At 35.1% G+C, this 19,294-nt stretch carries 19 protein-coding genes and 1 pseudogene; 12 read left to right on the top strand and 8 right to left on the bottom strand.

Annotated features, from left to right (window positions below; translation table 11 throughout):
• Window positions 1-85: 85 nt before the first annotated feature.
• The gene (locus JCM17102_RS07765; RefSeq protein WP_025074685.1) at window positions 86-1,066 is read right to left on the bottom strand and encodes a glycosyltransferase family 2 protein; all 981 of its coding nucleotides are present in this window, start codon (window positions 1,064-1,066) and stop codon (window positions 86-88) included.
• Window positions 1,067-1,259: 193 nt separating this feature from the next.
• On the opposite strand from JCM17102_RS07765, the gene JCM17102_RS31390 reads away from it, so the two are divergent.
• The 3 genes from JCM17102_RS31390 to JCM17102_RS31380 all read left to right on the top strand — a co-directional run bounded on the left by JCM17102_RS31390 (window position 1,260) and on the right by JCM17102_RS31380 (window position 3,597).
• Window positions 1,260-1,817 (top strand): glycosyltransferase family 2 protein, encoded by a 558-nt coding sequence (locus JCM17102_RS31390; RefSeq protein WP_275564338.1) that lies wholly within the window; start codon window positions 1,260-1,262, stop codon window positions 1,815-1,817.
• Window positions 1,814-1,960 carry a hypothetical protein gene (locus JCM17102_RS31385; RefSeq protein ID WP_275564337.1) on the top strand — a complete coding sequence of 49 codons (147 nt, stop codon included), beginning with the start codon at window positions 1,814-1,816 and terminating at the stop codon, window positions 1,958-1,960. Before JCM17102_RS31390 ends, JCM17102_RS31385 begins: the two co-directional genes overlap by 4 nt.
• Before the next feature lie 140 nt (window positions 1,961-2,100).
• Complete coding sequence (locus JCM17102_RS31380; protein WP_275564336.1) at window positions 2,101-3,597, top strand: glycosyltransferase; 1,497 nt, start codon at window positions 2,101-2,103, stop codon at window positions 3,595-3,597.
• A gap of 17 nt (window positions 3,598-3,614) precedes the next feature.
• Here JCM17102_RS31380 and JCM17102_RS07755 read toward each other — a convergent pair whose 3' ends face one another.
• Window positions 3,615-4,697: a glycosyltransferase WbsX family protein gene (locus JCM17102_RS07755; RefSeq protein WP_025074684.1), complete on the bottom strand. Its 1,083-nt coding sequence runs from the start codon at window positions 4,695-4,697 to the stop codon at window positions 3,615-3,617.
• Between the two features lie 1,334 nt (window positions 4,698-6,031).
• On the opposite strand from JCM17102_RS07755, the gene JCM17102_RS07750 reads away from it, so the two are divergent.
• Window positions 6,032-6,844: a glycosyltransferase family 2 protein gene (locus JCM17102_RS07750; RefSeq protein ID WP_025074683.1), complete on the top strand. Its 813-nt coding sequence runs from the start codon at window positions 6,032-6,034 to the stop codon at window positions 6,842-6,844.
• Here JCM17102_RS07750 and JCM17102_RS07745 read toward each other — a convergent pair.
• Complete coding sequence (locus tag JCM17102_RS07745) at window positions 6,839-7,822, bottom strand: glycosyltransferase family 2 protein (protein ID WP_025074682.1); 984 nt, start codon at window positions 7,820-7,822, stop codon at window positions 6,839-6,841. The two genes, JCM17102_RS07750 and JCM17102_RS07745, sit on opposite strands and share 6 nt — an antisense overlap.
• A 197-nt stretch (window positions 7,823-8,019) precedes the next feature.
• Here JCM17102_RS07745 and JCM17102_RS07740 point away from each other — a divergent pair, with 197 nt between their 5' ends.
• The 6 genes from JCM17102_RS07740 to JCM17102_RS07715 are packed head-to-tail and all read left to right on the top strand — an operon-like array spanning window position 8,020 to window position 13,355.
• Window positions 8,020-8,829, top strand: coding sequence for a glycosyltransferase family 2 protein (locus JCM17102_RS07740; RefSeq protein WP_025074681.1), 810 nt, complete (start codon window positions 8,020-8,022; stop codon window positions 8,827-8,829).
• Window positions 8,830-8,831: 2 nt separating this feature from the next.
• The gene (locus tag JCM17102_RS07735) at window positions 8,832-9,881 is read left to right on the top strand and encodes a pyridoxal phosphate-dependent aminotransferase (protein WP_025074680.1); all 1,050 of its coding nucleotides are present in this window, start codon (window positions 8,832-8,834) and stop codon (window positions 9,879-9,881) included.
• Window positions 9,878-10,609: a phosphocholine cytidylyltransferase family protein gene (locus JCM17102_RS07730; RefSeq protein WP_025074679.1), complete on the top strand. Its 732-nt coding sequence runs from the start codon at window positions 9,878-9,880 to the stop codon at window positions 10,607-10,609. Before JCM17102_RS07735 ends, JCM17102_RS07730 begins: the two co-directional genes overlap by 4 nt.
• A 20-nt stretch (window positions 10,610-10,629) precedes the next feature.
• Window positions 10,630-11,442, top strand: a complete 813-nt coding sequence (locus JCM17102_RS07725) for a LicD family protein (protein WP_025074678.1) — start codon at window positions 10,630-10,632, stop codon at window positions 11,440-11,442.
• A gap of 36 nt (window positions 11,443-11,478) precedes the next feature.
• On the top strand, window positions 11,479-12,615 hold the full coding sequence (locus tag JCM17102_RS07720) for a glycosyltransferase family 4 protein (RefSeq protein ID WP_025074677.1): 1,137 nt from the start codon (window positions 11,479-11,481) through the stop codon (window positions 12,613-12,615).
• On the top strand, window positions 12,612-13,355 hold the full coding sequence (locus tag JCM17102_RS07715) for a glycosyltransferase family 25 protein (RefSeq protein ID WP_025074676.1): 744 nt from the start codon (window positions 12,612-12,614) through the stop codon (window positions 13,353-13,355). The genes JCM17102_RS07720 and JCM17102_RS07715 overlap by 4 nt, the downstream gene beginning before the upstream one ends.
• Before the next feature lie 9 nt (window positions 13,356-13,364).
• On the opposite strand, the gene JCM17102_RS07710 is transcribed toward JCM17102_RS07715, so the two are convergent.
• From JCM17102_RS07710 to JCM17102_RS26675, 4 genes and pseudogenes are all read right to left on the bottom strand, one after another.
• A complete protein-coding gene (locus tag JCM17102_RS07710; protein WP_025074675.1) occupies window positions 13,365-14,276 on the bottom strand; it encodes a lipopolysaccharide kinase InaA family protein in 912 nt (303 codons plus the stop codon).
• A gap of 43 nt (window positions 14,277-14,319) precedes the next feature.
• Window positions 14,320-15,300 carry a glycosyl transferase family 90 gene (locus JCM17102_RS07705; protein ID WP_025074674.1) on the bottom strand — a complete coding sequence of 327 codons (981 nt, stop codon included), beginning with the start codon at window positions 15,298-15,300 and terminating at the stop codon, window positions 14,320-14,322.
• Between the two features lie 28 nt (window positions 15,301-15,328).
• Window positions 15,329-16,360, bottom strand: coding sequence for a glycosyltransferase family 9 protein (locus tag JCM17102_RS07700; RefSeq protein ID WP_025074673.1), 1,032 nt, complete (start codon window positions 16,358-16,360; stop codon window positions 15,329-15,331).
• 3 nt (window positions 16,361-16,363) lie between these two features.
• A pseudogene (locus JCM17102_RS26675) lies at window positions 16,364-16,968 on the bottom strand (DUF4254 domain-containing protein).
• Between the two features lie 117 nt (window positions 16,969-17,085).
• Here JCM17102_RS26675 and pdxB point away from each other — a divergent pair.
• Window positions 17,086-18,132, top strand: coding sequence for a 4-phosphoerythronate dehydrogenase PdxB (gene pdxB, locus JCM17102_RS07690; protein ID WP_025074672.1), 1,047 nt, complete (start codon window positions 17,086-17,088; stop codon window positions 18,130-18,132).
• Window positions 18,133-18,338: 206 nt separating this feature from the next.
• Here pdxB and purN read toward each other — a convergent pair whose 3' ends face one another.
• Window positions 18,339-18,908: a phosphoribosylglycinamide formyltransferase gene (gene purN / locus JCM17102_RS07685; RefSeq protein ID WP_025074671.1), complete on the bottom strand. Its 570-nt coding sequence runs from the start codon at window positions 18,906-18,908 to the stop codon at window positions 18,339-18,341.
• A 149-nt stretch (window positions 18,909-19,057) separates the two neighbouring features.
• Between purN and JCM17102_RS07680 the strand changes: the two genes are divergently transcribed.
• Window positions 19,058-19,294 carry an acyl carrier protein gene (locus tag JCM17102_RS07680; protein ID WP_025074670.1) on the top strand — a complete coding sequence of 79 codons (237 nt, stop codon included), beginning with the start codon at window positions 19,058-19,060 and terminating at the stop codon, window positions 19,292-19,294.

Here is a 19,294-nt window from a genome sequence, read left to right as displayed (position 1 = left end):
TAAAAAATGCTATAGCAATTCCTAGCAGGAAGGCTATAGCATTTTATACTTTACCGGAATATTCACATTCAAAAACGGCTATATATCATTTGCGGTAGTGCTTCCAATAGTAAATCAACCACATATATGTGATCTTCCTTACACGCCTATAGACCCATCGATCTATTTCATCAGAAGAGAAATCAAGCCACAGTTTCATTTTAGTTCGCATATCCTTAATTTCTTCCTTATCCTTAATCAGTTTGGCGTCTTTCATAAAATCAGTAAAACGACAAAAACAAGTTTGTACAATCTGACGAACAACTCTTGCTCTTTCTTCTCCTACAAACAAATCATTTTTCTTTATGAATGCCAATCTTGGATATTCAGCTAAGAAAAAATGATATTGCTTAACCTTATCAACAGTATGACAAATACTTCCTTCTCTTTGGAGATAAAAATAATAATCCCGATCAATCCATACCACTTTATTACACTGTGCTATCAATTGATATATCATAGCATGATCTTCCCAGAAAACTCCCTCAGGAAATAATAAAAAGTCAAATAAATCCTTTTTAAACAGTTTCGTGCATGAAGAGCTACTAATCTTTTCAGATATAATATCTTCTACAACTTCTTTCGAAATACGTCCAACCATATTCCCTGAATTTGGATAAATATGCTCTATTCGTCCATCTTCATGCTCATAACAAAAATTACAATAGGACACATCTGCATGATAAGTTTCCATGCCATATAGTAAATCCTGATACATTCTTTCATCAATATAGTCATCACTATCTACAAAGCCTACATATGGGGCCGTTGCAACTTTAATACCTGCATTTCTAGCGATAGAAAGCCCAGCTTCCGAAAGGTGAAGCACTTTTATGCGAGAATCTATCCTAGCATATTCATCGCACATAGCAGGCGATGCATCTTCCGACTTATTATCAACCAGAATAATCTCAATATCTTTCAAAAGTTGATTACGCACTGATTCTACACAACGTTTCAGATATGGAGCTGTATTATGGACTGGAATAATAACACTTACACTATATTGACTTTTAACATCTTCCATCTTCAATAATGAGTTATATAATACTTAACAAAATAGAGCCTATAATTCACAGAAAGCTAAAAAGTTAATGACAAAGATAAGAAAATCCATTAGATTTATATCAATCTTTGGCACTTCTATTTTTTCTTCATACCTTTGTCTCGTTATGCTCACTCTAAATGTAGTAAGACTTCACTTTAAATATATCTTAACTATGGATGTCGATATTGTAGTACCTATTTATAATGCGTTTGATTTTGTCAAGAAATGTATTGAAACGGTGGTAGAGTATACAGATCTTACCAAACATACCTTATTGCTTATCAATGACAAAAGCACGGACAAAAGAATCTTGCCTTTATTGAATTCTTTTATAGAAAACAATAAGGCTCTAAATATCAAATTAATAGATAACAAAGAGAATCGAGGTTTTGTCGGTACAGTGAATATTGGTATGCAATATTCACAACATGATGTTATTTTATTAAATAGCGACACAGAAGTTACAAAAAATTGGCTTCTTAAAATACAGAATTGTGCATATAGCAAATCAGCAGTAGCAACAGTTACCCCATTGTCTAACAATGCAACTTTAGCATCTGTACCTGATTTCTTATCAGAAAACGTATTGCCTCCCAATATAACTGTAGATGAATATGCTGAAATCGTTGAAAAATGTAGTATGAACTTGTTTCCGGAAATTCCTACAGCACATGGATTCTGTATGTACATTAAGCGCGAAGCAATAGACGATATTGGTTTTTTTCGATGAAAAAACATTTGGGAAAGGCTATGGTGAAGAAAATGACTTTTCTTATCGATGCTTACAAGGTGGATACAGACACTTGCTATGCGACAATACCTATATTTACCACAAAGGGAGTCAGTCATTCTCACAAGAAAAAAACGAATTAATAAATTCCCACCTACAAATATTAAAAGAAAAATATCCTTCGTGCTTCGCGAACACAGAATCTTTCGTACAACAAAATCCGATTTTAGAAATACAACAGAATGTTCGTTATGGAGTTGAACTGTATTCTAAAAAGAACATATTGATTATTATACATGAATTCAAAACAATAAAAGAAAAAAATATTGGTGGTACAACATTGCACATATATGACCTGATAGAAAATATGCGAGATGAATTCAATTTCCATATAGTCTATTATTCTATTGATGAATTCAAATATTATGTAAGCTCTTACTTCTCATCCGACAAGATAACGAACATATTATCACAAACATATTCTCCATATACGACATTAAACCTTTACAATGACGCTTTCAAAAAAGATATTGAAAAACTTTTATCAGTTTTAAGGATAGACTTGATACATATTCACCATCTGAAAAATATGTATTTAGATATCTTTCAGGTAGCGGAAGAGAAAAATATCTCTATTATATATACGTTACATGATTTCTACTCATTATGTCCTTCTATAAAGTTATTCAATAAAGAGACTTTTTTATGTGATTATACTAATTCCAAAGGATGTAGTTCATGCATTTCACAGAATTTCAGACAAAATGTCAATTTCATTCCATTATGGAGAAAAGAATTCTACAAAAGTCTTCAAATAGCCCAAAAGATTATCGTCCCTTCTTTTAGTACTAAGAAAATAATACTGAATATATACAAAGATATAGAAATAGACGTTATTGGACATGGATATGATAAAATAGATAAAAAAAAGGACTATAATTACTCCAATAAAAAGATTCAGAAGAGATTCAATATCGCTTTCATTGGCGGAATCTCAGAGGAGAAAGGATTGAAATATTTGGAAGGAGTTATTTTGGAAGCGCAAAAATCAGATATAACAATTCATCTTTTTGGAATGGCTGGAAATAAAAGATATAATATTAGCACACGAAATTATATCTTTCATGGTCCTTATATGCAAAAAGATCTACCTAACTTATTATTAGAAAATGATATTAAATTAATCTGTTTAATGTCTATGTGGCCCGAGACATACTCATACACCCTATCAGAGAGCCTAATTTCTGAGATTCCTGTAATTACATTTGATTTAGGAGCAATTGCAGAACGAGTAAAAGCCATTGATGCCGGATGGATCTTACCAATAAACAGCACGTCAAAAGATATTTTTAAACTCATTCGAGCTATCAAATCTGACCATTCAGAAGAATATAAAAAGAAAATTGAAAATATCAAGCACTATCTGAAGGGAATGAAGTCCACAAAAGACATGGCAAATGAATATGCAGATTTATACAATAAATTAATAAGTAGATTTCCCATTTCACATCTTGACCCAAATGAAATACAATCAAAATTAGAATTTTACAAAAAAAGTAGAGAACTCCATCCGTTAAAAATAAAACAGATGATGGAAGAGAAAGAATATAAACTTGTAAAGAACAATATTAAAAATCCGATTTCTCTTAAACAAGCTTTTAAAGAAGTGCAAGATTATCGTAACACTTATACTGACAGTAAATGGCGAAATAAAATTCTTTTAAAATTCATATGGTATCGATTTTTATACATAAATCCTTGCCGCTGGATATGGAAATAAAAGATTTTTGAAAAAATTCATCTCAAAGCCTTTCGAGTTTCTTCTAGATACTTTAATCCCCATTTTAAATCAGGCTCTAGATGATTCCCTTCCGCCCATTCATTCCATGCATTAATAAAAATAAAATTCTCATCTTTACTGAAAGGAACAAATTTATCTACTACCGAATGAAGCCATTCACCGTACTTTTCTGGAGTGCTCCCATCCATAATAAACATCTTTTTTTTCCTCCGAGAAGTATTGTCCCACATAGGAGTTACTCCAGGATACATTTTATAATCTGGGAATGGTATTTTAGATACATAATTTACATATTCTGAGTAGTCTACTATCCTCTTCTTGCACCGATTAAACAGATGACGATTCAAATTATAAGCAAACTTTCGCAATGGATTACTCTTCTTCTGAAAAGCATCCAACTGGTGGGTAAAAGGTTGAAACTCTATAGCAGCATCAAATCCATCCCGTAAATACTCTTCTCCATAACAGTCGACCGTTTCAACACGACACAAATACAATTCAATGCCACTATGAATAGCCTCCTCCCTCCAAATCTTTATAGTTTCTTTCATATTTGGAAAAAGCATCGAGCGATAGATTAAAAAAACAGGTTTGCCATCTACCTTAATATAACGAGAATCATTAAACACATTACTCAATAAATAACGAATATGCGCCCGATCATCTTCTTTTGAATAATTTTGAGCAATCAAAACATTCCGACTTCCCCCGTCCCATGCACGAGTCCAATTTTCATTAGCCCAACAAAGCATAAATGGAAAATCGGGCTTACCTGAAGATAGGACTTCCTTTAAAGGTCTTTGCATTAACTGATGTCCATTGAACCAGTAATGATAATAACAGAATCCACTAATTCCATATGTTTTTGCCATTTCTGCTTGCTGCTCACGAACCTCAGGAACTCGTAAATCATAAAAACCTAAGTCCGCGGGCAAATGTGGTTGATAGTGTCCTCGATAAAGAGGTTTAGCCTTAACAACATTTCTCCATTCCGTAAATCCTTTTCCCCACCATTCATTATTTTCCGAAAATGGATGATACTGTGGCAAATAAAATGCTATGACTCTTTTGTTAATCATATTATTGAACAATTACAATTCAAATTATTATCTTATCCTAAACTATCGTTTCAAATGTATTGGATGTAAAAATAAGCATTTTTTTTATTTTATATGTCACATCATCTCACTTTCTGATTAAAATAAAATATCCAAGAGATTAGATGATAATAGAGATTTAAATGCTAAAACAAATTTAATTGATAATATCTGTATCTTACCATAGTGGTTAAACACGTAAATATCAAGAATCCACAATATTAATTGCGCATAGCATATATTAAAAATTAATACTTGCAAAAGATGTACTAGAAGTATTAAAAAATATGGAAGAATTACCCTAGTGATGTGGGAGAGTTTCTCGAGTGGTGCGGAAGACTTTGGTACCAAATAGAACTAAAATTCTACGAAAGGAAGGCTTTAAATTTGCATCGATTACTGTATATAAATATTAATAAAATATTTAAAAACTACTGTATTAAGAAAAGCAATTATACCAAAAGCGCCATTATTATATTATACCCATTGATTATATGTAACAGTAAACTTATCACCATTTTTTAAAGTCTCACTCATTAAATATGATAGCTTCTTTAAATTCTATATTTACATAAAAACACTTTTATCCTAATTAATTAGACAAAGGGAGAACGTATGCTATTCCTTCATATTTCCATTGACCACCGCCATAAGTAGGACCAAATGCAACTGTATAAAGATGATCTATACCATTCCAAACTCGATATAAAGGAATAGAGTTCGCAACTGGTTCAGTCTATACATATCCTAATACTTGACCGTAGTATTTATAACCCTCTATACCTCCTGGATGATATCCTGTCTCATAATAATGATCTATTCTATTAACACTTCGAAATACAAATTTATTTAGTTAATTCATGAGGAAATACATCTTACTTTGAGACAGTTTCCATCTATATATGGAAAAAATGTTGGTAAAAGTGACGAAGACTTAAGCGAAACTTAACACTGTTCAAGACATCCACCCAATAATATTAACAAATATACTATTTTCTTTATACAAGTATCTTCTTTACATTGGAATATTACAGTGTTAGCCCCCTTGTAGTACTAAAACTTAGAGTGAAATACCAGGAAGAATAGTCATGCACAATGAAATACAGAGTAAATCCTTGTTTATATTATCATTCAGGATATCCTGAATGAAACAATCCGGAAACTTCTTAATCAGTTATTTAAATCAAATTTGAACAAGTGCTTAGTAAATACGGATAATTATAAAAAAAAGAAAAACCTTATATAGAATTTGCACAAATCCAAAAAAATCACGAATATTGTATCGAAAGAATATACTTCAAAACAACAACTAAACAATGGATAAAGGAATCGCTATATCATTTATTATCTCCACTTACAATTGGCCTGAAGCACTAGAACTTAGCTTGCATAGTATCTCGCATCAAACGATATTACCATCTGAAATTATTATTGCCGATGACGGTTCTGATAAAAGAACAGAAACTGTAATTCAAAAATTTGCCTCGCAGACCTCTATTCCAGTATTCCATATGTGGCACGAAGACAATGGATTCCGTAAGGCAATCATTCTAAACAAAGCCATTCAAAAGGCAAGATATGATTACATTATTCAGATTGACGGAGATATCATAGTAGACAAGCATTTCATAGAGGATCATTTGAATGCTATGGAAGAAGGATGCTTTATCAGAGGAACACGTGCTAATTTAAGTGCCTCCATGAGTACCGATATTCTTGCTAAAAAGAAAATATCCTTTAATCATAAAATAAAGCTCATTGCCAAACAAATGCCGAATGCGTTACGACTCCCTCTATCTATCGCTTCCTTATGCACTCGTAAGGAACAATCGGGCAAAAAAGTAAAAGGATGCAATATGTCTTTTTGGAGAAAAGATCTTTTAGCTGTAAATGGATACAATAGTCTGCTACAAGGATGGGGACACGAAGATGAAGAATTAAGTTGGCGGCTTGTGAATAACGGCATTAGCAAAAAAATTATAAAATTCTCAGCCATTGCTTACCATATTTATCATAAACAATTACCACGCACACAAGAACCATCACACTGCATAATCTTGCAAAGAATTATACAAGAGAAAACGACTTGGACAAACGAAGGTATTACAAGCAAGATTACTCCTTTATAATCTGTCGCGAATACGCGTTAGCAATCCGGGCAGACAAGGAGCCATTAGTTTATAAAACCGCTCAATATAGTAATCCAATTGACTTCCTTGTAACAATTCCCGATAACTGACTAAAAGTTCTTCACGTATATTCGCAGAAACACGCATTCTTTTTATTTCTTTATAAAAAGAGCCATGTATTATTCTTTTCTTACATTTTGGCATCAATGGAAGCTGTTTCTCCGTTTCACTTACTATTTGCATTGCTTCCTTTACACCTTGCCCCAACACATTTGCATTCGCTATGGTACTACTCGAATGAATACGAAAAAAGTTCAGCTTATCATAGATTTCTATGACCATCCCTTGACGAGCCATCTCAATCCAAAAAAGCCAATCGCCACAATAGCGCATAGTAAAACAAGGACTTCCTTTTATCTGTTCAAAACATGATTTCTGGAAAACAGCTCCACTTGCATTATAAATATAATTGCGCCAATAAAGATTATGTTCAATATAATCCGTTCCCTCAAATACTGCCATTCTCGAAGAATGACGCAACTGCTTGGAAGTCCATTTATCAAAGTCTTTACAGATAGGCTTTCCGAATTCGTTTATACAATGCGCACCTATAAAGCAAAAAGAAGCTTCAGGATATTGATTTAATGCCGCAACGGCCTTTTCCAAGAATATGGGTTCGGCAGCATCATCACTTTCAGCTATCCAGATATATTTACCACGAGCCATCCGAATTCCTTTTTTCCATTGCATAAAAGGGCTTCCGGTGTTTTTGGTATTTATTTCGACATGGCTTACATGCTTATTATCCCTATAATCATTTAAGATGGAAACACTATCATCCGTCGACGCATCATCCAATAATATGATCTCAAAATTTGTATATGTCTGAGATAGTACCGATTCAATACGTTGCCGCAAAAAACGGGCATAATTATAATTAGGAATGATCACGCTAACCTCTACTTGACGATTTTCCATTACAAAACGTATGATTAGTTTGTATTATTATTATAAAATTACGTACAAAGATAAAGATATTATTTTTAGAAAGAATGCTAACTCCCTATTATTTAGCAAAAAAGCCTTTTACACTTGTTACAACCAAATAAAATACCTACATTTGTAGGATTTTAAGATAACCCCCTTAGCTATTTAACTAACTTAGTAATTAATTTATGAACAAACCGACGGTGAGCAATATAACGACATCGCTAATTATATCAACTTATAATAGAAGCGACGCATTAGAATTATGCGTTAAGAGCGTGCTACGTCAATCTGTTCTTCCTGACGAAATTATCATTGCCGATGATGGTTCAAAGGAAGACACAAGAAAACTAATTCATCAATTAGCTGTTTCTTCCGTAGTTCCTATCATTCATGTCTGGCATGAAGATTTAGGATTCAGATTAGCATCCATCCGCAATAGGGCAATAGCAAAAGCATCCAAAGAGTATATCATACAAATAGATGGAGACATTGTTTTGCACAAGGATTTTGTGAAGGATCATATTTATTTTGCCCAAAAAGGTAGCTTCGTAACCGGTAGCCGAGTACTTATTAAGGAAGCTCTGACAAAGAAAATGTTAGCCGAAAAAAACTATATTATTTCTATCCATGACAAAGGCACGAAGAATACAATCAACGGAATACACCTGCCTTGGCTAAGTCCACTGTTGCAAAGATATAGGCAAAGGGACATATCTTACTCCAGAGGATGTAATATGGCGTTTTGGAGAGAAGACTTGCTGAGAATTAACGGATATAATGAAGAGATTACCGGCTGGGGAAGTGAAGACCACGAACTAGTATGTCGGCTTATTAACAGTGGAGTACGCAAACGCACAATCAAATTTGCAGGAATCGTGTTCCACCTCCATCACGAATTACACGGAACGGATAATCTCAATAGCAACCGTAATATTATGAATGAGACAAAAGCCAAGAAATCAACTTGGTGTGACAAAGGAATCATACAAAACTAAATATGAAAAAGGATTTGAATTTTCTAGATCGGAATGAATTTAATTACGAACCATCAAAAGAAGTAGTAGAAGCATTAAGAAATTTCGATATAAATAAACTATGTTTTTATACCCGGATTTATGATGAAGGGAAAAAAAGTATACTTTCTGTTTACCTATCAGAACTATATGATATCGATGAAACACAAGTTTTGCTAGGATACGGAGGAGAGGATATATTAAAACAAGCAGTCCATTATTTTCTCACAGAAGAAGTTGGCAATAAGACAATGCTTATTCCTAAGTTTTCTTGGTGGTATTATAAATCTATCGCCGACGAAGTGAATGGACGTACGCTACAATACCCGCTTTACGAGGAAGGAAATACATTTAAATATGATTTCGTAGCATTAAAAGAGATGATACAGAAGGAACATCCGAAGATATTGCTTTTGGCTTCTCCCAACAATCCAACAGGCAACGGGCTTACTCCTGATGAACTGAATGAATTATTGGCACACGTACCCTCTACTACTACAGTTCTGATTGATGAAGCATATGCTTCATTTGTCTCAACCGATACCTCCTATATAAAGACTTTAATCGACAAATATCCTAACATGATTATTTCAAGAACTTTATCCAAATTCTATGGACTGCCGGGATTGAGGATGGGATTCGGATTCATGAGCAAGGAACTAAGCCGATTTAGCAAATACAGTAATAAATATTTGGGATACAATCGGATATCAGAAGACATTGCCATTGCTGCGTTAAAATCTGATGCACACTACCGGAATATTGCCCAATTAATGAATGAAGATCGTACCAAATACGAAAATGAGATTGGTGTACTTCCAGGATTTAAAGTGTATAAGTCTGTTGCCAATTTCATCCTAATCAAATATCCTATAGAACTAAAAGAGGCTCTACAAGCAGCGTTCAGCGAACAGAGCTATAAAGTGAAATTCATGAATGAACCGGACATTAATACACATCTGAGAATCACATTTGGTCGCCCGGAACAGAACCGGATAGTTATTGATACAATTAAAAAAATTGCCTCTAAATGAAAGCTGTTATACTAGCCGCAGGGATAGCTTCACGCTTACGTCCACTGACTGATACAACCCCTAAATGCCTTCTAAAGATAGGAGAAAGATGCTTATTGGAACGGGCATTTGATGCATTGATTCAAAATGGTTTTAATGAATTCGTTGTCGTCACTGGATATAGACAGCAACAAATTGTAGATTTCCTAGAAACGCACTATCCACAACAAAAAATAACCTTTATCTACAATGAGCAATATGCATCAACGAATAATATTTATTCGTTGTGGCTCACCCGACCTTATGTAGATAAAGAGAACATCCTTTTATTAGACAGCGATATTATTTTCGACTCACAGATTGTAACCAACTTGCTTAAATCTGATAAAGAAAATATCTTAGCACTCAACTGTCACGAGTTAAGTGCAGAAGAAATTAAAGTGATTGTAGATAGCGAGCAAAAGGTGAAAGAGATAAGCAAAGTATGCTCCATTACAGATGCAATAGGCGAATCTATTGGTATAGAAAAGATATCCGCATTATACACCGAAGCTTTATTCCGTGAACTTGAAGTTATGATTGAAAAAGAGGGATTGGATAATATTTTCTATGAACGCGCTTTTGAAAGACTGATTCCACAAGGACACTGTTTTTATGTATTGGATACCACCCAGTTTTTCTCGGCAGAATTGGACACGATAGAAGATTTTGAACAAGCAAAGAAATCAATTCCTGCCGAACTATACTAACTTAAAAATGAAAGACTCTCATGGCAACTTATGACATACGTCCTTTACAACTCCGTATCTTAAAGATATTACTTGCTATCGACAAGGTATGTAAAGAACATCATTTGCGCTATTATATCATGGCAGGTACTATGCTGGGAGCCGTTCGTCACAAGGGTTTTATCCCATGGGACGATGACTTGGACATCGGAATGCCCCGGGCAGATTATGATCTGTTAATGGCAAATTCCCATAAATGGCTACCTGAACCATACGAAGCAGTGTGTGCAGAAAATGATAAAGAATATCCTTTGCCTTTTGCTAAGATTCAAGATGCCAATACTACGTTGATAGAACGTATGCACCTTAAATATCTGGGAGGTATCTACCTGGATGTTTTTCCTCTGGATGGAGTACCAGAAAGTCATCTTCAACAAAGAATACATTTTGCAAAATATGAATTTTACAAACGTGCATTATACCTCATCCATCGTGATCCATACAAACATGGCAAAGGACCAAGTTCATGGATACCTTTATTGTGTAGAAAGCTGTTTACCCCAACAGGTCTGCAGGAATCTATAAAAAAAGTAATGACCCGATATGACTTTGACCAGAGTGCTCTAGTTTGTGATTATGACGATGGCATGAGAGGTATTATGTCCAAAGAGATTCTGGGAAACCCTACTCCCATATCTTTTGAGGAAGAAGAGGTATGGGGAGTACAAGAATATGACACCTATCTGACACAAAAATACGGGGATTATATGACTATCCCCAAACAAAATGGACAGAGACAACATAATTTTCATTATTTGGACTTGAATAAACCTTATCGTGAATTTCATGTCTAAATATATAAATGACAATACTAAGAGAAAACAAATAAGATGAGAATTGGCTTTGACGGAAAACGTGCAGTACAAAATTATACCGGATTAGGTAATTACAGCCGTTATATTGCGGAGATTCTTTGTCGTTTCTACCCAGATAATCGTTATCTTTTATATGCACCGAAAAAGCGTGATAATAAAAGATTAGAAAAACTGACCGAACAATTCCGCCAGCTAAGCATCATTTACCCTAAAGGAACCTTTTGGAAGAAACTAAGTTCAATCTGGCGTATCAAAGGAATAACAAAACAACTGGAAGAAGAAAAGATTGATTTATTTCATGGACTCAGCAATGAACTTCCCTTGAATATTCATAAAAGCCCTATAAAAAGCATTGTCACTATACATGATCTAATTTTTCTAAGATTTCCTCAGTATTATCATTTTATAGACAGAAAGATATATACCTATAAATTTCGAAAAGCTTGCGAGAATGCCGACCGTATTATCGCAATCAGCGAATGTACAAAGAGGGACATTATGGACTATTTTCGAATACCTGCTTCTAAAATAGAAGTAGTATACCAAGGTTGCGATCCCATATTTGAACAAACAGTCAGCGAAGAAATCAAAAAAGAGATACGTAATAAGTACCGATTGCCAGCGCGATTTATACTAAATGTAGGAAGTATTGAAGATCGTAAGAATTCTTTATTAGCTGTACAAGCATTACTGCAATTATCTGAAGACATTCATCTCGTAATTGTAGGGAAGCGCACTCCATATACAAAAAAGATAGAACAGTTTGTGAATGATCATCATTTAACGAAAAGAGTACATATCTTTAATAATATACCATTCAACGATCTGCCAGTTTTCTATCAATGTGCTGAGATATTCACTTATCCTTCTTACTTTGAAGGTTTTGGGATACCAATTATAGAAGCATTATATTCCGGTACACCGGTAGTAGCAGCCAAAGGATCCTGTCTGGAAGAAGCAGGAGGACCGGACTCTCTCTATATAAATCCGGATAGTGTAGAAGAAATTGGAGTTGCATTTAATAGAATATTAAATGATAACAGCCTTAGGCAGAAAATGGTGGAAAATGGAAAGCAATTTGTGAAACGATTTTCTGACCAGGAACAAGCGAAATTAATTATGAACATATACGAAAAAACGTGTAAGCTATGACAAATCAATCTTCCGTTATTACCGAAAAAGTTCTTGTTTTACACGTAAAACAAGGTTACGAAGAAAGAGCCAAACATATTGAAAAGATGTTGGGTGAATTACATATTCCCTTTGAGTATATTTTGGATGGAGATATCAAAGATATTACAACGGAAGTTCTGCAGAAATACTTTAAGAATGAAGGTAAAGAAAACATGTATGGGGGTACAGCCAAGACTTCATGTTGCTATAAACACTTTCTTGCATACGAATATATCCTAAAGAACAACCTGAAAGGAGCTCTAATATTGGAAGACGACTGTATCTTGGACAAGAAATTCACTCCAATATTCAATCAATGTATGAGAGAATTTGATAATATGCCAATCAAGGACATTTTTATTTCTTTTGAAAACAGTAGACTAAGATTCATACCCAGAAGCCAGAGAGTCAAAGGACAATATTTGTACAAAGGAGATAAAGATAGAATGACTGGAGCATACTACATCAGCCGCGGTGCAGCAGAACAGATAATGAATTATGTAGCAAAGAATAAATGCGAAAGACCTATTGATTTATTACATTCTCTACTGATTAAGGAAGTTAATTTTCCATATTACTGGTGTCAGCCTACAATTGCATCTCAAGGAAGTTTCACGGGAAAATTCCATTCATCTATTTCTTCCAAAAAAGAATTCTGTATATGGGCTTCTTGGAAGTTTAAATTAACATATAAACAACTGCTTTATTTTCTAAGATAATAACCCGGATCAATCAGCATATTCGGGAGAAAAGACATGGCGATAGTCATATTGAGAGAAGTAAGTGTGATACATTTGCTTCTCTTTTTTATATAACCAATGATATAAAGGAGATGACTCTCCTAATAATTTACGTAATCTACGGAAGGCCTTAAAATATAAAATTATACTCGGAATATGTCGCCCATGAATCTTTTTCGCAGCACGACGGAATGTAAAATCGGCAAAGAATCGGTCACTGTACCAAGTGGCACGTTCTTGCATTTTCTTCACATCCCAACCAAGAATAGACGCATATTCACCTACAATATAGTTCAATACTTCACGAGAGTTACATAGACGACGCAAATTTTCAGCAACAGTTTCACAATCTACCTGTGACACCAGGCACATTCTATTCACATCGACTAATGAGAAGGAATAACCCTCCTCAGTTGAATGTATCAGAATGTTACCGGGAGAATAATCTAAATGAAGAATCCCGGCACGATGCAAATCGACTGTATAATGAGCGAAAGCTTTTAACTTTTCTTCATTACCGGCAACAGTACCACTCATCAAACTACGTACTGTCTCACCATCATCATACCGGCAAATATAATAACTATTAGTCAGAAGTCCCAAGTGGTACTGTTCAATCACAGCAACCGGTTCAGGACTACAAAACCCATAATTTATAATTTCTGTAGAATAAATATAAGAACGAACCGCTTTTGACTTACGAAAAAAAGAATAAGCAACGCGATTGATGATATGAGGCCGCATAAAACTCTTAACAACTACTTCTACATCACCGATAAATGCTCTCCTCAAGACATTACGAGCTTCGTATATTACCTCGCCTCTTTCTTCAAAAAGCTCGGGAATATGTTCGATTTGTTCCTGAAGGTATTCGTATTTCGGATTAATAGTTGTTCTCATACTTCTCTTTTAACTCAAATATATTGTTTTTTCAATCATCCTTTCATGGTGCAAGCTTTTGCCCCGTTGCCTTAAAATATTTATTTAACACCAACAAAGATATTAAATCTTCTCGACTTTTATCCTTAAACTGTGAAACATATTCATTAGCATGCTTTATTATTTGTTGTGCTTCATCAATATGTTCAATATAATAACATAAACGTAATTCCAAGTCCGAGAAATCCGGTTTTATTTCAATATAATGATAATTCGGTATTAACGTACCTTCCATAAACCATGTCTCACAAGTGGGACGTGGCATAACAGCAATCGAATTAGAAGACATGATCCATTTCAGATTACTAGCTACATCATTTCCTTCAAGCGCTAAAATGAATTTATAATCCAAATGTTCCCTTATCGTTTTTTTCTCAGTTTGCCATTCCTGAGGATCCGTCGTATTCTTACTTACATCTCCCAAATCGCACATTGGGTGATGGAAATACATCTCCATAAAAGCTCTACGTGATGCCTTGCCTTTCACCTTTCCACGGAAAATAAGCTTATCTTTCTTAGCTGTAAATGGTTTCTTATCATTTACAAATATAAAATGGCGGACCTTATCCAACTTCATCACAACTGAATTCTCATTGTTCTCGGTCAATGGACGACTCTTCACAATAGAAGGATATTCTGGAACGTGAGTTACATCACCCGGACAAAAGCCCCATCGATACGAATCCGGAAACCAACGGGTATATTGATAGGTATCGAAGAAATAAACTTTCTGACCACCCATTTTATGCTCTGCAAGATGAGGAGCAGATAAAGGTAATTGAACAATACCTGACAGTTTATTATAATAATCTACACGTTTCTCGATATATTCTTTGTCTTTCCTACAAGATAAAGAAGCGAGTCTCTTATACAAACGCATCCGAAACAGAACCTTTGGCATCAAAAGCCTCCAAACATTTACCGAATAATAAATAATTTTGGGATTCTTTCCACTACGCAATTTATATAAAAGTTTATTCTTCATCTCACTTCAGTATATTGGGGGTATTTTTCTAGTGAATGATTCCTTCAATCTTAGCAATCACTTGTTCCGGTTTTATCTCCCTCAGACAAGCATAATCACCTCGCCAACATGGTTTCTGACCATATACAGAACAAGGGCGACAAGACAAATCAAGCTGCACTGTATTGACAGGCAACTGTTTCCAACCCATAAAGCCGGCATACGGATGGGTAGCTCCCCAGATAGAAACAACTGGGATATTTACCAACGAAGCCAAATGCATATTAGCCGAATCCATTGAAAGCATTACGTCCAGATGACTCATCAGATTTAATTCCGTACGCATATTCAATTTACCGATCATAGAAACCACAGAAGGATATTTGGCTGTCCAAGAATCAAAAATTTCCTGCTCATTCTTGCCACCTCCGAACAAGAAAACCTGAACATCCGGATTGGCAGCAAAATGGGCTACAACCTGTTCCTGCAACTCAATCGGATAGATCTTTCCAAGATGTTTGGCAAAAGGAGCAATTCCAATCCATTTATGATTTCCTTTTGGTCCTGTAACCGGTTCAATTTCCGAGAAATCACCCTTTCCCTCTCCATAAATAGAAGAGAAATTTAACAATACCGGAAAACCTAATTCCTCCAATACATCAGCATACCGACGAAAAGAACTCTTTTGATTCTCTAAAACTTTATGATGACGGCGAACCAATTTTCTCTTTCCTGCCCTCCCCTTCCTAATAAAAGCAACAGGAATATTAGCCAACCAAAATCTTAAACACAAATACTTGGAACGCAATACATGATGAAAATCCGCCACATAATCAATATGCAACCTTTTCAATTGAGAATAAAGTGAATTTAATCCCCATATTCCTTTATGTTTACCGGTCAAATCGGCACCAACAAAACTGACATTCGACGGTAATCCTTCAAAAAGAGGTTGCCATACCGCACGACTCAACACAGTTATGTCGTGTTGTGGGTACTGTGTGGCTAGCGAATGAATCACCGGAATGGTCATTGCTACATCACCAAGAGCAGAAAAACGGATAATCAGAATATGCGCCATTCGTTATTTCTTAGCATAAAGCACCGGGTTCAATGCCGGGTCGTTATACATCTTCATCTGTTTATATACTTTCATATATTTTCTTCCGCCCTCAATATCCCCCAGCAACTGGTCGATAGCAGAAGAAAGATCTTTCTTCTGTTCAAGAAGAATATTTAATTTAGTACGACATTGTGCACGATGTTCTTCCGTAGTGTCAGTACGTTCCACTTCCTGTTGCATGTGATAAATTTTCAATGCAAGAATAGAAAGACGGTCAATTGCCCACGCAGGACTTTCTGTGTTAATTGTAGCATTCTCCAGAGGTGTTACACCTTTATACCTGTCCAAGAAATAGCTATCTATCAACTCTACTAAATCCGTACGTCCTGATTAGATTTATCAATCCTTCGTTTCAGTGCCAAAGCTTCTACCGGATCAATTTGAGGATCACGAATAATATCTTCAAAATGCCATTGTACCGCATCAATCCAATTCTTCAAATATAGATAATATTCGATAGACTTCAATTCGTAAGGATTGTTCATCGGAGCATCCACACTATCTGTTACATGATAATCGTTAGTCGATTTCCAGAAAATATCATTGCAAAGGTTACTAAATGTCATAATCTTAAGATACTAATAGGTATATAATAGGACAAAGCTATGTAATATTTTTCAGACGAGCAACCGTTTTTTACTTTTTTATTTCCTATCTTTGTTCAACTAAAAGCTAAATTGTATATGAAAATTATTGTAGATAACAAGATTCCTTATATAAAAGAAGCTGTTGAGAAAATAGCAGATAAAGTGATTTACGTACCAGGAAAAGACTTCACTCCGGAACTTGTAAGAGACGCTGACGCTCTTATCATTCGTACCCGCACACATTGCAACCGAGAGTTACTAGAAGGTAGTCAGGTTAAATTTATCGCAACAGCAACAATTGGATTCGACCATATCGATACCGTATTTTGCAAACAGGCGGGTATTGAATGGACCAATGCACCGGGATGTAATTCTGCTTCAGTAGCACAATATATACAATCGGCTCTCTTGATCGTACAATCTCAACTGCATAAAAAGCTAAGCGACCTGACTATCGGCATCGTAGGAGTAGGAAATGTAGGAAATAAAGTAGCCAAAGTAGCCAAAGATTTTGGTATGCGGGTCCTACTCAATGATCTACCAAGGGAAGAAAAAGAAGAAAGCACCTCTTTTACTTCTCTACAAAAGATCGCTGAGGAATCTGATATTATCACTTTTCATGTACCTTTATATAAAGAAGGTAAGTATAAAACATTTCATTTGGCTGATGATACATTTTTTCGTTTACTAAAACGGAAACCTGTTATCATAAATACATCCCGTGGGGAAGTTATAGAAACGAATGCGCTATTGAAAGCACTGAAAAATCATTCTATTTCGGATGCAGTCATTGATGTATGGGAACATGAACCGGAAATTAATCGGGTATTATTAGATAAAGTATTAATAGGTACCCCGCATATTGCAGGTTATTCGGCAGATGGAAAAGCGAATGCAACAAGGATGTCCCTGGATTCAATATGCAGATTCTTTCATATCGAAGCCGATTATGAGATCACTCCGCCGACACCTGTTACTTCATACATATATGCAAAGACTCATGAGGATGCCTTACTTCAAATCTATAATCCGATTGAAGACAGTCAACGACTAAAAAAACAACCGGAACAATTTGAGACTTTACGAGGTGATTATCCTTTAAGAAGAGAAGAAAAAGCTTACACAATAAGTATTACGCCTTAATTTTCAATCCATTTTACTTACAAACGTATCTTACTCTATAAATATTGGAAACGTTTCTTTAAAAGCAACGACCCGTCGCACACCGAGAAACGACCCGTCGCACACCGAGAAACACTTCGTTTCTTTTAAAGGAAAAGCATCCTCCTTTATTAAATTGACAATCAACCCATTACAAATCCAGCACAGCTCTAACTCAAAATAGTTACTTATTCCAACAAGAGTCTTTCTATCACAAGAGGAAAATGCTCATATTCCAAAACGTGCACTTTCTTTGCCACGCTTTCGGGAGAGTCATCCGGTAGCACAGGGCAAGTAGCTTGAAAAATAATACTTCCCTCATCATAATGTTCATTAATATAATGTATAGTAATACCAGTTTCTTTTTCACCCGCAGCTACCACTGCTTCATGAACACGATCACCATACATTCCCTTTCCGCCAAACTTAGGCAAAAGAGCTGGATGTATATTTATAATTTTATTAGGATAAGCATGCAAAAGCAAGTCAGGCACGCGAACAAGGAAACCGGCGAGCACTATAAAATCAATATGCGCTTCCTGCAATACAGCCAGAATTTCATCTCCGGCTGTCCAATCTTCCTTAGTAAACACACTACAAGATACTCCTAAACGATATGCACGCTCCACAACATAAGCATCACTATTATTGGAAAGTACAAGTGATACCCGAATGGAATTATTTTTTTGGAAATACCGGATTATATTCTCAGCATTTGTGCCGGAACCGGAAGCGAAAATAGCGATATTTTTCCTCATAACTCACGATTTCTATGCACAAAACAGTGAAAAATGTGCAAAACCCTGCATTTATTTAATCAAATATTTGCGCAAAACGATAAATATTCATTCCTTTGCACCGCAAATTTAAAGAAATAAAACTAATTATTAATTAAAAACTTAAAGTTATGTCTGAAATTGCATCAAGAGTAAAAGGGATTATCGTTGATAAATTAGGCGTAGAAGAGTCCGAAGTTACTAACGAAGCAAGCTTTACTAACGATCTGGGAGCAGATTCTCTTGACACTGTAGAACTTATCATGGAATTCGAAAAAGAATTCGGTATCTCTATTCCTGATGACCAAGCTGAAAAAATTGGTACTGTAGGTGATGCTGTATCTTATATCGAAGAACACGCTAAGTAA

Origin of the sequence: Bacteroides faecichinchillae JCM 17102 (assembly GCF_000614145.1) — a bacterium.
Lineage (GTDB): Bacteria > Bacteroidota > Bacteroidia > Bacteroidales > Bacteroidaceae > Bacteroides > Bacteroides faecichinchillae.
Note: the sequence above shows the minus strand (reverse complement) of the source record. Positions and strands in the feature narration are given on the sequence as shown.